Origin of the sequence: Tenacibaculum todarodis (genome assembly GCF_001889045.1) — a bacterium.
GTDB lineage: Bacteria > Bacteroidota > Bacteroidia > Flavobacteriales > Flavobacteriaceae > Polaribacter > Polaribacter todarodis.
The window spans coordinates 1,550,394-1,565,289 of the sequence record NZ_CP018155.1 but is presented as its reverse complement, the minus strand read 5'-3'; the positions used below and the strand labels follow the sequence as shown (position 1 = coordinate 1,565,289).

The 14,896-nt window shown below is 28.6% G+C and carries 18 protein-coding genes; 17 read left to right on the top strand and 1 reads right to left on the bottom strand.

The window, feature by feature from the left end:
* The first annotated feature begins 38 nt into the window (after nt 1-38).
* The 13 genes from LPB136_RS07150 (at nt 39) to trpA (ending at nt 11,806) form a co-directional block, all read left to right on the top strand.
* A complete protein-coding gene (locus LPB136_RS07150; RefSeq protein WP_072555461.1) occupies nt 39-1,106 on the top strand; it encodes a hypothetical protein in 1,068 nt (355 codons plus the stop codon).
* A gap of 244 nt (nt 1,107-1,350) precedes the next feature.
* A complete protein-coding gene (locus LPB136_RS07145; protein ID WP_072555459.1) occupies nt 1,351-2,322 on the top strand; it encodes a hypothetical protein in 972 nt (323 codons plus the stop codon).
* Between the two features lie 27 nt (nt 2,323-2,349).
* Nucleotides 2,350-3,342 carry a hypothetical protein gene (locus tag LPB136_RS07140; RefSeq protein WP_072555457.1) on the top strand — a complete coding sequence of 331 codons (993 nt, stop codon included), beginning with the start codon at nt 2,350-2,352 and terminating at the stop codon, nt 3,340-3,342.
* Nucleotides 3,343-3,358: 16 nt separating this feature from the next.
* Nucleotides 3,359-3,799 (top strand): hypothetical protein, encoded by a 441-nt coding sequence (locus tag LPB136_RS07135; protein WP_072555456.1) that lies wholly within the window; start codon nt 3,359-3,361, stop codon nt 3,797-3,799.
* 6 nt (nt 3,800-3,805) lie between these two features.
* On the top strand, nt 3,806-4,600 hold the full coding sequence (locus LPB136_RS07130; protein WP_158009617.1) for a thioredoxin domain-containing protein: 795 nt from the start codon (nt 3,806-3,808) through the stop codon (nt 4,598-4,600).
* A 176-nt stretch (nt 4,601-4,776) separates the two neighbouring features.
* Entirely contained in the window at nt 4,777-6,168 is a 1,392-nt protein-coding gene (locus LPB136_RS07125) for an anthranilate synthase component I family protein (protein WP_072555454.1), read from the top strand.
* 71 nt (nt 6,169-6,239) lie between these two features.
* Nucleotides 6,240-6,818, top strand: a complete 579-nt coding sequence (locus LPB136_RS07120; protein ID WP_072556941.1) for an anthranilate synthase component II — start codon at nt 6,240-6,242, stop codon at nt 6,816-6,818.
* An 88-nt stretch (nt 6,819-6,906) separates the two neighbouring features.
* On the top strand, nt 6,907-7,896 hold the full coding sequence (gene trpD, locus LPB136_RS07115; RefSeq protein ID WP_072555453.1) for an anthranilate phosphoribosyltransferase: 990 nt from the start codon (nt 6,907-6,909) through the stop codon (nt 7,894-7,896).
* A gap of 12 nt (nt 7,897-7,908) precedes the next feature.
* The gene (locus LPB136_RS07110) at nt 7,909-8,268 is read left to right on the top strand and encodes a four helix bundle protein (protein WP_072555452.1); all 360 of its coding nucleotides are present in this window, start codon (nt 7,909-7,911) and stop codon (nt 8,266-8,268) included.
* Between the two features lie 29 nt (nt 8,269-8,297).
* The gene (trpC, locus tag LPB136_RS07105; protein ID WP_072555451.1) at nt 8,298-9,086 is read left to right on the top strand and encodes an indole-3-glycerol phosphate synthase TrpC; all 789 of its coding nucleotides are present in this window, start codon (nt 8,298-8,300) and stop codon (nt 9,084-9,086) included.
* A 1-nt stretch (nt 9,087) separates the two neighbouring features.
* A complete protein-coding gene (locus tag LPB136_RS07100; RefSeq protein WP_072555450.1) occupies nt 9,088-9,786 on the top strand; it encodes a phosphoribosylanthranilate isomerase in 699 nt (232 codons plus the stop codon).
* Complete coding sequence (gene trpB / locus LPB136_RS07095; RefSeq protein WP_072555449.1) at nt 9,767-10,945, top strand: tryptophan synthase subunit beta; 1,179 nt, start codon at nt 9,767-9,769, stop codon at nt 10,943-10,945. Before LPB136_RS07100 ends, trpB begins: the two co-directional genes overlap by 20 nt.
* A 93-nt stretch (nt 10,946-11,038) precedes the next feature.
* Nucleotides 11,039-11,806 (top strand): tryptophan synthase subunit alpha, encoded by a 768-nt coding sequence (gene trpA / locus LPB136_RS07090; RefSeq protein ID WP_072555448.1) that lies wholly within the window; start codon nt 11,039-11,041, stop codon nt 11,804-11,806.
* Between the two features lie 37 nt (nt 11,807-11,843).
* Here trpA and LPB136_RS07085 read toward each other — a convergent pair whose 3' ends face one another.
* Nucleotides 11,844-12,371: a hypothetical protein gene (locus LPB136_RS07085; protein WP_072555447.1), complete on the bottom strand. Its 528-nt coding sequence runs from the start codon at nt 12,369-12,371 to the stop codon at nt 11,844-11,846.
* Nucleotides 12,372-12,486: 115 nt separating this feature from the next.
* Here LPB136_RS07085 and LPB136_RS07080 point away from each other — a divergent pair, with 115 nt between their 5' ends.
* The 4 genes from LPB136_RS07080 (at nt 12,487) to LPB136_RS07065 (ending at nt 14,847) form a co-directional block, all read left to right on the top strand.
* Nucleotides 12,487-12,990: a GbsR/MarR family transcriptional regulator gene (locus tag LPB136_RS07080; RefSeq protein ID WP_072555446.1), complete on the top strand. Its 504-nt coding sequence runs from the start codon at nt 12,487-12,489 to the stop codon at nt 12,988-12,990.
* A 406-nt stretch (nt 12,991-13,396) separates the two neighbouring features.
* Nucleotides 13,397-13,741: a hypothetical protein gene (locus tag LPB136_RS07075; protein WP_072555445.1), complete on the top strand. Its 345-nt coding sequence runs from the start codon at nt 13,397-13,399 to the stop codon at nt 13,739-13,741.
* A 2-nt stretch (nt 13,742-13,743) separates the two neighbouring features.
* Nucleotides 13,744-14,124 (top strand): hypothetical protein, encoded by a 381-nt coding sequence (locus LPB136_RS07070; RefSeq protein ID WP_072555444.1) that lies wholly within the window; start codon nt 13,744-13,746, stop codon nt 14,122-14,124.
* A gap of 12 nt (nt 14,125-14,136) precedes the next feature.
* The gene (locus LPB136_RS07065; protein WP_072555443.1) at nt 14,137-14,847 is read left to right on the top strand and encodes a YqjF family protein; all 711 of its coding nucleotides are present in this window, start codon (nt 14,137-14,139) and stop codon (nt 14,845-14,847) included.
* Nucleotides 14,848-14,896: the final 49 nt, after the last annotated feature.

Here is a 14,896-nt window from a genome sequence, read left to right as displayed (position 1 = left end):
GTTAGAGAGTATTAATGTTTAAATAAAATGTTATAAAAGTGAAAAATGAATTTCTATTAAAAAATGAGTATAAAAATTGGTTAATTGAAAATACTCAAATTACGGAAGGGTCAGCGATATCATATTTAAGTTATGTTTCTGGAGTAAATAAACTTATTTCCTTTTCTAAGGAAAAGAAAGAAGAACAGTTGAATTTATTTACAACGCTTAATACAGAATTTGAAAAAAAGAACTATAAAGCTATTAATGAAATCTTGTCTTTTGTAATTGACGAATTATCAATAAAAAATGTTGAAGTTATTTTTGGTCGCCCTAAAAAAACTCTACAAAATTATAAAAGTGCTCTTTATCGATACTTAGAGTTTTTAATAGAGTACCTTCCTGATTCTGAGGATGATATTGAAAGTGGAGTTAAGACTAGTGAGGAACAAGTAGAAAATATGCAAATTTTCACTACTAAAGGAAAGGTGCTGTCTAGTGGAATAGTAGATAGAGTATATTTAAAAAAAGATTTAGTAAAAACTTTTCTGTCACGAATTAAAACACAAGATCGCACTTATGAAAACATATTTTTTCCTATCAGATTTATAACTCGTATTTTTAGATTGAAAAAAGAGCATAAAGCTTTTAATAAATGGTTAAATGATTTACTTTGTTCTATTAATATATTTGTAAAGGATAGTGAAATATCTTTTAAAGATGTAACGAAGCTGTGTATTATAAATAATGAAGTTTATATTACTTATAATGGAGTATCTAAATTAGCGTATACAAAATTGTCTGACAATAAAACAATTGAACCGTTTGATGTACCAGCTTTGAGGAAGATAGCGATTGATCACGATCGTTCTTTGTTTAATGTTATGAATGATAACTTAAAGAATTTACCAACAATTCTTTTGATTACAAACGAATTAAAAGAAAACATTCATGGAAAAATAACTTACCAAAAGCTGTCTAAGCTAAGCCATTCTAATAAATTAGATGAGTTTATTAAAAAAAATATAAAAACTGATTCTTTGCTTAAAGAGTTAAAGTTAATTGCCTCTGAGACTAAATTACAGTTAATGGATAATTCTCAAAATGTGAGTAAAGGGAAAAAATAAAATTTTTAGAAATAAATATAGGATTGTAATTTTAATCAAAATCACCCAAGAATCGCGTATTTAAAAAATAAAATTTTTATTTTTTAAATACGCGATTCTCAGTTTTTGTACTGGTGTGTATCGCGAGTTCTAAAAAGGTCTTTTTTTAGTTAAAATAGTGTTAAATTATGTTGAAAATTGACGAAAAGGTTAATTAAAAGCAAAAATATGGATAATACAGGTAATTAACTTTAAAACAAAGATTATGAACAATTACCCAATTTTTTATGTTGTACACGCAGAGTTTTTTGAAAATTCTGATCCAAAAGAGAAAAAACTCAAAAAAATTACAAAGGTTTTTGAAAATAAAAAACCTAAAAAACTGAGAAAAAAGGCGTTAGGTTTTTTCGACGAAATTAGAGACCAATTTTTAGGTAAAAACACTTGGATAAATTGTCCGAGATTTCCTTATTCAGAAAGAAGAAAGCAAGAGCAACAAAAAAGACCTTATGTAGATACAATACAAGATGTGTATTTTTATACAAAGAATGCATGTTATGGAAATATTGCGCTAACTGTTTCTTTTGGTATTAAAGGACGAGAACGTACTTACGATTACAGTAAAAATTTATACCCTATTTGTGCGGTTGGTCCTTCTTTACATGAAGTTGAAGATGGATTAAAAATTAGCCTAATTTTAGAAAGACAATTATATAAAAACTACAAAATAGAAGATGCTCCTAAAGAACACTATGTTAAAAATTTTATTAGTAATGAACTTAAAGACAGTTATGTTTTAGATAACCTTTTTGTGGAACACAATTATTTAATTCAAAAGTTTTTAAAAGATAATAGGCGACATAACAATAATAATGATAATCGATTTTTCTCAACATTTCAGTTTTACGAAGTAAAAAGTGTTAAAGAGGATAATGCTATAAGCGAAAAAGAAACTTTTTTAGAACTGTCAGTGCGCTTGGATAAAAATAGAACGTTACAAAAAACAGCCATTTATAAAAAAGAATTGGAGTTGCTATCTCATTTTAATACAATTATTAGCGGAACTAAAATTAATTTATTAGAAAGTAATGCTGAACTTTTTAGAAAATCAAACAGCTATTTTTTTAGTAATTTTTTCACTTCAGAACAATTAAAAATACATGAAGAAATGAAAGGGGTAAAAGAAGTTTCAAAAGAGCAAAAAACTTTAGAAAGATATATTAAAGATTGGTTGTAGAATTTAGTAAACGATAAAATTAAAAAAATGAAAACAAGTAGAATGTTTTATGTAGTTCATGCTCAGTTTTATGTGAACTTGGGTGTAAATGGTAAGCGTTTAAAAAAAATAACAAAGTTTTTTAATAGTGCAATTCCTAATGAATCACGTGAAGAAGCAATTCAATTTTTTACTAATATAAAAAATGAATATCTTATTAAAAGCGGAGCAGATTGTGTTTCCTATGATGAGTTTTTTAATCAAAGGAGCAAAGATGATGTTGATTTTTCTTTATATGATATAAATTTTCTGGGTAAAGCAAATTCTAATATTGCCTTAACACTTTCTTTTGGAGTTAGTGATGAGGCAATTTATAAAGAAGATATTGAAAATAGTTATTACGCTAATGTTATAAAACCAATATGTGCTGTTGGTGCTTCGTTAAATGAAATAGAATCTGAGTTGTTAATTAATTTGTATGCCGAATGGCATATTTATATTCTTTTAAAATATAAAACTCAAGAAGAAATTACAATTAACAATACGGTTGATAAGGTCTTTTTAAGAAAATATTTTGCAGTTAATTTTTTAAGAACGTCAAGTTTTATAATAAAAAATGTTGATGTATTTAATAATGGAAATTTTACAAGTGATTATAATGTTGTTAATAATATTACAGATTTAGTGAAAGTAGAAAATTTTAAAATATTGCCAACTCCTCAATTTACTAAAAGCGAAAGTGAAAAAGTAAGTATTGAGAAATCGCGGAATGGTTGTTACATTGATTATCTAAAAAGTAATTTAAAAGTAAAACATGATAGTGAGCTACGGAACTATAAGATAGAGTTGGAGAATTTGTCAAGTTTTTTTACAGTCCGATTAGGAAGAAGGATAGATGTTGCTAAAGGCTTAAAGTTAGAATTAACCAATTTGTATGGTAAAAACAAAGAAGATTATTTTTTTGTTAGTTCTCAAAAAGAAATACACCAAAAAATAGTTGATAATTGGCATTATCATGGTTTTGTAATAGAGTGGGTTTAATTAAAAAATAAAAAATATGATTTATTTAGTCAGCGGATTTCTATACAGAAATCCAGAACATAAAGAGAGTGAATTAATAAGTGTAAATGAAGAATTTAAAGATAAAAACCCTAAAGTAGCTCGTAAAAAAGCGTTTGATTATTTTAAAAGTCTTGTCGAGGTTTTATTAGAATCAAAAGGAATAACATATCAAAATGACAAACAAGCAGAATATGATTTAAAAGTGTTTTTTGAGTCTAACAGAATAGAAAACCATCCGATATTGCCGCATGTTAGTTATAATTTAGATAATGATAAATTAATTACAATTTCATTTTCTACAAAAGTAAAACCCGATTACGTAACTAAAACAGGAATTAAATTTTATAATGATGAAAAAATAATTCAGGCTTTTGGGTATCAGTCAGAGTTATTGGAAGAAAGAATCATTAATAATTTACAAATAGAAAAAAAATAAAAAATTATGAATAGGAAACAGGAACTTTGGAAAAATTATAATTTGTCAGCAAAACTAATGAAAGATGAATTAGGGAGAACGAGTAATATTGTTGGAGAGTATGCTGAACATCTTGTTAAAGATTATGTGGGTGGAGAGTTACTTCCTCCATCTAATAAAAGTGCAGATGTTAAAGCGAAAGACGGTAGGTTATATCAAGTGAAATCAAGAAAGGTTAAAGGAAAATTAACTGGTTCATTGGGTATAATTAGAAGTTGGGGTTTTGATTATTTAACTGTGATTTTATTTGATGAATATGGAGGAGTATTATACGCTATAAGCTCACCAAAAAAAGTTGCAAAAGAATATGCTAAAAGTAACGACCTTCAGAACGGAGATGTAATTTCTATAACTCAAGATTTTATTAATGATATTAGAAATATAAATATTACAAATGCTATTATGAAAATTAATTTACAAGAAGTTGATGAAAGCGTTTTTGAAATAAAAGAAGAGATTTTAAAAATACCAATAGGTAAATATGTTAGGTTAAAGCTAAATGAAGTATTAGGAAAAGAATTAATAAATGAAGAAGAACTTAAAAAAATGCAAGACTTAGAATATTCTAAATTTACTTTTGGAATTCAATTTCCATTTTTTAAGTCAGTAAAATCTATTGAAGAAGTCAAGGTTTCTCGTTATTGGAAAGAGCCCGTAACGGTTTTAGATGAAAAATACTTTGTTTGTTCTGAATGGTATGAAAGAGAAGGGAACAATGATAGACCATATTTTGAAGAGTGGTTATCTAAAATAGTTAAATAAAATCATTTTTAAGGTTGTTTAATATAAAAATCTACCTTACTTTTGTTGCACAATGAATAAACAATTAAACATATCTTGGTGGTGGAACTCTCTTAATTAATAAGTGAGAATAAATCCTATATGTAAAAAATATAAAAAAGGCTTATCTCACGATAAGCCTTTTTCAATTTAATAAAATGAAGAAAATAAAATTTAATACGATAACAAAAAAACGAATTTCAGACACAATTACTCCTGTAGGATTGTATTTGCGCTTTAGAGATAAGTTTGCCAACACCTTGTTATTAGAGAGTTCTGACTATCATAGTAAAGAAGAAAGTTTTTCTTTTATAGCTATTGAACCTGTTTTTTCGATGAAAGCAGATAAGAACGTTTTTTCTACGAACTATAAAGGTAGAGAAGTAGATAATCATAAAATTGATGGTAATTTCTATGAGTTATTTGATGGATTTTGTAATAATGTAGATTTAAATTGTGATGAAAATTTAAAATCTTTCAACGGATTATACGGTTACACAACTTTTGATTCTGTGCAGTATTTTGAAACCATAAAGTTCGACAATCCAGATGCGCCTTCTGCAATTCCGCAGATGCAATACAGTTTTTATCGATTTATCATTGCAATCAATCATTTTAATGATGAATTAACATTGATTGAAAACATAGAAGAAGGCACAGAATCAAGAATTTCTGAAATTGAAACAATCATTGAAGCGCAAACTTTCAATACACAAAAATTTGAAATTGTTGGTAATGAAACTTCAAATTGTACCAACGAAGATTTTAAAGAATATGTAAGAAAAGCAAAACAACATTGTAAAAGAGGAGACGTTTTTCAACTGGTATTATCACGCCAATTTCAGCAAAAATTTAAAGGAGACGAGTTCAATGTGTATAGAGCGTTGCGTTCTATAAATCCGTCGCCATATTTATTTTATTTCGACTACGGAAGTTTCAAATTAATGGGTTCTTCACCAGAAGCACAAATTAAAATTTCCGAAGGAAAAGCAACTATAAATCCAATTGCTGGAACGTTTAGAAGAACTGGAGATATGGCTGAAGATATTAAGTTAGGTAAAAAACTTTCTGAAGACAAAAAAGAAACAGCAGAACACGTAATGTTGGTAGATTTAGCGCGTAACGATTTAAGCAAACATGCAGATAATGTTACCGTTGAGGTTTTTAAAGAAGTTCAGTATTTTAGCCATGTAATTCACTTGGTTTCAACAGTTCGTGGTAAAATAAAAGGAGATCCGATTGAAATTGTTGGCGATACTTTTCCGGCAGGAACATTAAGTGGTGCGCCAAAATACAAAGCGATGGAATTGATTAACAAATATGAAAATCAAACCCGTGGATTTTATGGTGGCGCTGTCGGAATTATCGGTTTAAATGGCTCGGTAAATTTGGCGATTGCAATCCGTTCTTTTGTCAGTAAAAACAACGTGTTGTATTCGCAAGCTGGAGCCGGAATTGTAATTCATTCCGACGAAAAAAAGGAGTTACAAGAAGTAAATAATAAGTTAGCTGCGTTAAATAAAGCGTTGATTTTAGCAGAGAATATTTAGAAAATTGCTTTCAGCTGTTTGCCGTTAGTTTTTTGCTAATTGCTAAAAGCCAAAAGCCAAAAGCTTTTAAAATGAAAATATTAATATTAGACAATTACGATTCGTTTACCTATAATTTGGTTCATATGGTTGAGAAAATTACCAATAAAACGCCAGATGTGTATAGAAACGATGAAATTTCAATTGAAGGAGTTGGAACATACGATTTAATTATGTTGTCTCCAGGACCAGGAATTCCAGACGAAGCAGGAATTTTAAAAGATGTAATTAAAACCTATGCTGGAAAAAAACCAATTTTTGGTGTTTGTTTAGGTTTGCAAGCAATTACAGAAGTTTTTGGTGGGAAAATCATCAATCTAGACGATGTTTTTCACGGAGTAGCAACAGAAATGAAAATTACTGATACAACAGCTACTATTTTTAAAGATGTTCCAGAAACATTTTTAGCAGCACGTTATCATTCTTGGGCTGCAACAGATGAAGGTTTTCCAGCGGATTTAATTGTAACAGCAAGAGATGAAGATGGAGGAATTCAGGCTATAGAACATAAAACATTTCCAATTTCAGCTGTACAATTTCATCCAGAAAGTATTTTAACTGAAGTTGGGGAGCAATTAGTAACAAACTTTATAAATAGTGTAAAAAAGTAAATATGCTGTCATTCCTGCGAAGGCAGGAATCTCAATGTTAAAAAGGTAAATAAAAATAGATTCCTGCCTACGCAGGAATGACAAAGAAATGAAAGATATTTTAAACGATTTATATCAACATAAAAGATTAACGCAATCTCAGGCAAAAGAGGTTTTGATTAATATTGCTTCAGAAAAATACAATGATGCACATTTAGCGTCGTTTATGACTGTTTTTATGATGCGCCCAATTACGGTAGAAGAACTTTCTGGGTTTAGAAATGCATTAAAAGAATTGGCAATAAAAGTAGATTTTTCAGACTATAATACTATTGATATTGTTGGAACTGGTGGAGACGGAAAAGATACATTCAACATTTCAACCTTAACCTCATTTATTGTTGCAGGAACAGGACAAAAAGTTGCGAAACACGGTAATTACTCTGTGTCTTCAAAGTCAGGTTCTTCAGATATGTTAGAAAGTTTTGGTTATGAGTTTACAAATGATGAAAACACGTTAAAAGAGCATTTAGAAAAAGCGAATATTTGTTTTTTACATGCGCCAAAATTTCATCCAGCAATGAAAGCCGTTGGACCAACAAGGAAAGCATTAAAGTTAAAAACGTTCTTTAATATATTAGGGCCTTTGGTTAATCCGAGTTCGCCACAGAACCAATTATTAGGAACTTTTAATGTTGAGGTTGCTCGTTTGTATAATTATATTTTACAAGAGGAAAATACAAACTACGGAATTGTACATGCATTAGATGGTTATGATGAGATTTCGTTAACAAGCGGATTCAAATTATTCACCAAAAACGGTGAACAATTAATAAATCCAGAAGATTTTGGTCAGAAAAGAATAGAACAGTCAGAAATTTTTGGAGGAAATTCTGTTGCTGATGCAGCAAAAATTTTCAAAGATATTTTAGAAGGAAACGGAACGGATTCACAAAATTCAGTTGTGTTAACAAATGCAGCTTTCGCATTACAAATTGTAGATTCAAATAAAAATTTTGAAACAGCTTTTGAAGAAGCAAAAGATTCTCTTTTCGGATTGAAAGCAAAACAAACATTAAAGAAGTTAATTACGAATTAATAATTATGAATTATGAAAAAGGATAATGTAATTCAGATTAAAAGCTATGATTTTGCTGTTCGAGTTGTAAAATTATACAAACATTTATCTCAAGAAAAGAAAGAATTTGTATTAAGTAAGCAGTTATTACGTTCAGGAACATCAATTGGAGCTAATGTTGAAGAAGCTATTGGAGGTCAAAGTAGAAAGGATTTTTTTGCTAAATTAACTATAGCTTATAAAGAGGCAAGGGAATCTCATTATTGGATTAGATTATTAAAGGACACTGATTTTTTATCAGACAAAGAATCAGAATCATTATTAAAGGATATTGAAGAAATTTTAAAAATTATTGGAAGTATTCAAAAAACTATTAGAAATAAAAAATCGTAATTCATAATTTTGAATTCATAATTAATTATATGACAATTTTAGATAAAATAGTAGCTTTTAAAAAGAAAGAAATTGCAAAGATTAAAGCAGACGTTCCATTAAAGAAATTAGTGGAAAGTCCAAAGTTTAAAAGATCTGTAATTTCTTTAAGATCATCTTTATTAGAAGTTGGTTCTACAGGAATTATAGCAGAGTTTAAACGTCAATCTCCATCAAAAGGAATAATTAATGATAAAGCTACCGTTACTGAAGTTACCAATGGATATTTAGATGCAAATGTTGCAGCACAATCTATTTTAACAGATACTTCTTTTTTTGGAGGAACTATGGCAGATTTAATGGAAGCAAGAGTTATCAATAACATAAAACCAATTTTAAGAAAGGATTTTATTGTTGACGGATTTCAAATTGTGGAGGCAAAAGCCATTGGTGCAGATGTTATTTTGTTAATTGCTTCTTGCTTAACTGCTGAAGAATTAAAGAATTACGGGAGCTTAGCAAATGATTTAGGTTTAGAGGTTTTGTATGAAGTGCATACGCAACAAGATTTAGATAAAATCAACAATTTAGACAATAAAATAATCGGAATTAATAACCGTAATTTAAAAACGTTTGAAGTTGATTTAGAACATTCTATAAAATTGGCTGGTCAAATTCCTGATACTTGTATTAAAGTTTCAGAAAGCGGAATTTCAGATCCAAGAATTATTACAGGATTAAAAGAATACGGTTTTCAAGGTTTTTTAATTGGAGAAAACTTTATGAAGACAGAGAATCCAGGAGAAGCTTGTCAAGAATTTATCAATCAAATTAGGTAAGATGAAGCTGAAAGTTTGTGGAATGAAATACATCGAAAATATCCAACAAGTTGCAGATTTGCAACCTGATTATTTGGGGTTTATTTTCTATGAAAAATCAAAGAGAAATTTTGAAGGTATTATTCCTGAACTTCCAAAATCAATAAAAAAGACAGGTGTTTTTGTTAATGAATATTTAGAGATTGTAATTTCTTTGGTTGAAGAATACCGCTTAGATGCCATTCAATTACATGGAGATGAATCTGTGGAATATGTTACAGAATTAAAAAGTCAGTTAGCAGACAGAAGGGCTTTGTTTATTGAAGAAAATAAGCTGCAAAAAAAGAAAAAAAACAAGCAATATGTTGCTGAGTTTCCAATTGAAATTATAAAAGTATTTGGAATTAAAGATGAATTCAATTTTGATGTTTTAAAATCGTACGAAGAAGTAGTTAATTATTTTTTATTCGATACAAAAGGAAAAGAACGAGGAGGAAATGGTGTAACTTTCGATTGGAAAGTTTTAGCGGAATATCCGTTTTCAAAACCATTTTTTCTAAGCGGAGGAATAGGATTAGAGCAGATTAAAGAAATAGAAGAAATTAAAAAAACTGACTTGCCAATTTATGCTTTAGATGTAAATAGTCAATTTGAAATTGAGGCAGGATTGAAATCAGTAGAAAATATAAAGAAATTTAAAGATGAAATTTCAACCAAGTAAAGACGGTTATTACGGGCAATTTGGAGGCGCTTTTATTCCAGAATTATTGTATCCAAATGTTAAAGAGTTAGAAGATAATTATCTAACAATTTTAGAATCAGAGGCATTTCAAACTGAATACAAAGATTTGTTGCAGCATTATGTTGGACGACCAAGCCCGTTGTATTTAGCTAAACGATTGTCGGAAAAATATGGAGCTACAATTTATTTGAAACGAGAAGATTTAAATCATACCGGTGCGCATAAAGTAAACAATACAATTGGTCAGATTTTAGTAGCCAAACATTTAGGAAAGACTAAAATTATTGCAGAAACTGGCGCTGGGCAACATGGAGTTGCAACAGCAACTGTTTGTGCATTAATGGGCTTAGAATGTACTGTTTTTATGGGTGAAATTGATATTAAACGTCAAGCTCCAAATGTAGCCAGAATGAAAATGTTAGGAGCCAAAGTTGTTGCCGCTACAAGTGGAAGTAAGACTTTAAAAGATGCAACAAATGAAGCAATTCGTTATTGGATTCAGCATCCAGATACTTATTATTTAATTGGTTCGGTTGTTGGTCCACATCCTTATCCAGACATGGTAGCACGTTTACAAGCAGTAATTTCTGAAGAAATGAAAGCACAATTAAAAGCACAAACAGGAAATGAAAATCCTGACACAATTATAGCTTGTGTTGGTGGAGGTTCTAATGCTGCAGGTGCATTTTATCATTATTTAGAAGATGAAAATGTAGAGTTAGTTGCTGTAGAAGCTGCTGGTTTAGGTGTAAATTCTGGAGAAAGTGCAGCGACTTCTCAATTAGGAGAAGTTGGTGTAATTCATGGAAGTAAAACCATTTTAATGCAAGATGAATATGGGCAAATTGTAGAACCTTATTCTATTTCTGCTGGATTAGATTATCCTGGAGTTGGACCATTACATGCTTTTTTACACGAAACAAAAAGAGCAAAATTTTTGAATGCAACTGATAAAGAAGCATTAACAGCGGCTTACGAATTGACAAAGATTGAAGGGATTATTCCTGCCTTAGAAAGTGCACATGCTTTGGCAGTTTTACCAAAAATGAAGTTCAAAAAAGACCAAGTTGTAGTTGTAAATTTATCAGGCAGAGGAGATAAAGATTTAGAAACGTATATCAATAATTTAGAAAAGTAGCTGTCATTCCTGCGAAAGCAGGAATCTCATGATTATAAGAATACATAAAAAATAGATTTCCGATTTCTAGGGAATGACAAAATGAAGAATAAAATGAACTCAATTCAGCAATTATTTCAGAAAAAAGAGAAAAATGTATTGTCTATATATTTTACTTCTGGTTATCCGAATTTGAAAGACACAATAGAGGTTATTTCTCAATTAGAAAAAAGTGGTGTAGATTTTATAGAAGTTGGTTTGCCGTATTCAGATCCTTTGGCAGATGGACCAACTATACAAGATAGTAGTCAAGTTGCGCTACAAAACGGAATTAATTTAGATATTATTTTTGAGCAATTACTTTCTATAAAAAACACTAATAAAACTCCTTTGGTTTTGATGGGCTATTTAAATCAGATGCTAAAATATGGTGAAGAAAAATTCTGTCAAAAAATAGTTGATTGTGGTATAGATACGGTAATTCTTCCAGATTTACCAATGATAGAATTTGAAAATCATTACAAAGCGCTGTTTGAAAAATACGGAATTACAAATGTGTTTTTAATTACCCCGCATACTTCAGAAGAAAGAATAAGAAAGATTGATTCGTATACAAATGCATTCATTTATGTAGTTGCATCTGCATCAATTACTGGTGCAAAAGGAGATATTTCTAACAATCAGGTTGCTTATTTCGAAAGGATTAAAAACATGAATTTACAAAGTAAATTAATTATTGGTTTTGGTATTTCTGATAAACAAACGTTTACAACTGCTTGTAATTACGCAAACGGAACTATTATAGGTTCTGCTTTTATAAAACACTTAGGAAATAACGGAGTTGAAAGGATTGATAATTTTATAAAACCAATAATTTCATAAAACAAAAAAGCGAAACTTAGTCAGTTTCGCTTTTTTGTTATTTAGATTTTACACCACTAAAATGTTGATTTTTCAATTTAAACAACACATTAAAAGTTGTTAAACTTCCATAGATTCGGGTAATATATTGTTGCAAATCAATTTTATCTTGATTGTCTAATGTTTTACTGGCATTTACTTTTTGTTCCATTACACGGATTCTATCACGAACCATAACTATTTTATTAAAAAAAGTGTCCATCGGAATTTCTTTAGAAGCTAAATTAGTGTCTTTTGGTTCTAGAATTAGTTTCCCACCTTTCCATTTGTCTGCAATATGTACAACTTCAGAAATGTCACTATATTGCTTTAATAAGTTTCTCAATGTACTTTCAACTTCATAAAAACTTACGGTGTCTAATTCATCTTCAATAGCCTCAATTATTTCTATTTCACTATTAATCTCAATAGTTTCTAATCCATTTTCTTGAAAAGTTACCCAGTAGTTTTTACTATCAACATTGGTTACAACTCCAAAACCAAACTCTGGATGATTTATTCTAGATCCTATTCCTAATATTTTCATTTCTAATTATTTTAAATCGAAGATAAATAAATCGTAAATATTGATTCGTATTTATATAAATTATTTTATTTTCAATAATTATTGAAAGTTTAAAAAGTAATTGTATATTTGCCTTATGAAATTAGCAGATGCAAAAATAAAATACATTCATACTTGGGGAAGTTTAGCAACTTCTTGGGGAATAAATAAAACAATGGCACAAGTACACGCGTTATTATTGGTTTCTACAAAACCACTTTCTGCTGAAGATATTATGGAAGCGTTGCAGATTTCTCGTGGAAATGTAAATATGAATGTAAGAGCATTAATTGATTGGGGAATTGTAAGAAAAGAATTTGTAGTTGGTGAGCGTAAAGAATTTTTTGTTGCCGATAAAGATATTTGGGAATTGTTTAAACAAATTACAAAAGAGCGTAAGAAAAGAGAAATTGAACCTGTCTTAAAAGTTTTAGAAGAGTTGCAACAAGTTGATGAAACTTCTGATGAAGCAAATGAATTTAAACAAGTTCTTGATGATCTATCTAAAGTAACAACAACTGTAAATGGTATTTTAGATAAAGCTATAAAAGCTGATGAACATTGGCTATTGTCTAACTTTACAAACATTATAAAAAAGTAAAAAAATTTGAATATAAACTTTCAAAAATTATTGAAACTATGAAAATAAGTATAATGATAATGACATGGATTAATAGGTTCTTAATTATTCCTTTTTTGCTATTTATTCTTTTAGGGTGTTTTATTGCTGATTTCTTATATCTGGGCTTAATTTTAGCATTTGGAATAGGTGCTTATCAAGTTTTTTAATTCTTATTTACTTTGTTTTATTTGAAACTAATTGAAAATAAAATAAGAAGTATGATTGGTATTTATATAATTTCTGTGTTAATATATTTTATTAGCTGTTTTTTTATAATAGAGTTTGATGTAAGTAAACCTAATATAATTTTCTATATAATCTATATTATTCCAGTAATCTTATCAATCTTTTGGACATACGTTTTAGAAACTGTAAAAAGAATAAAATGAACCAATTCACATACATATTATACATTTTATTATCAAGTTCAGTGGTTATTTATGTTGGAGATTTTTGTTATAGAAACGGAAAAACCTACATATTAAGTTATTTTTCTAACGATATAAATTTTGGAAACGGAATTAATAAATTATTAAGAATAGCATATTATTTACTAAACATAGGGTTAGCAATTTGGAGTTTGCATTCTATGAAACAAATACAAAATTTAGTTGAAGCAATTCTTGAAATAAGTTCAAGAATGAGTTATATATTATTAATTATATCTGCGCTTCATTTCATTAATATTTACACAGTTTATTTAATTCACAAACATTTTAAAAATCAATAATTATGAATACTTCATTAGAGTTAATCGCATACATCATTTATTTACCAATTGCTATTGGGTTAACAACATTTGTTTCTCAAAATTTATTTAAAAATAGTAAAATTTTTATGTTAGATATTTTTAATCAGAAAGCAGAAATTGCGTTAGCAACCAATCGTCTTTTTAAAATAGGTTTTTATCTTTTAAATATTGGGTTTGCACTAAGAATTATTAAAATTTACAACTTGGTAAGTTATAAAGATCTGGTAGAAACGTTAAGTGCTAAAGTTGGAGGTTTCTCTATTTACTTGGGTATTGTAATGATTTTCTTTATTCTATTTTTCTTAAAAGGAAGAAAAGCGAGTAAAGAGAATAAATTGAAGCTTAAAGAAAATGAATTATAAAAAATTAAAACTATGAGTTTCTTAAAAGCAGAATGGAGAAAGTTGGTAATGATAAATTATGAAGTGAATCCAAAAATATTAGAAAAGTATCTTCCAGTTGGTACAGAGTTAGATTTTTTTCAAAATAAATGCTATGCAAGTGTAGTAGGTTTTATGTTTAAAAACACAAAACTATTAGGAGTTAAAATTCCATTTCATATAAATTTTGAAGAAGTTAATCTTCGATTTTATGTAAAACGAAAAACTAAAGAAGGTTATAAAAGAGGTGTTGTTTTTATCAAAGAGATTGTACCAAAATCAGCTATTACTTTTGTTGCAAATACTTTTTATAATGAGAATTATGAAACCCTACCCATGATACATTCTTGGGAAGACAAAGAAGGTAGTCTTAAGGTAACTTATCAATGGAAGAAGAATAAAAAGTGGAATTATATTAAGGTTGAAGCCGAAAATTCACTCAATAAAATTGAAGAGAATTCAGTAATAGAATTTATTTCTGAACACTATTGGGGATATGCAAAAGAAGATGATAAATCAACCACAGAATATGAAGTAAAACATTCTAAATGGGAATATTATAAAATAAATACTTATACTGTTTCTATTGATTTTGAATCAAATTATGGTTCTGATTTTTCCTTTTTAAATGATGAAAAACCAACTTCAGTAATGCTTTTAGAAGGTTCTGAAATTTCTGTTGAAAATAAAAAGAGTATAAAATAAAAATCCGCACAAATTGTGCGGATTTTAAATTATCTAAAGGCATTGCCTT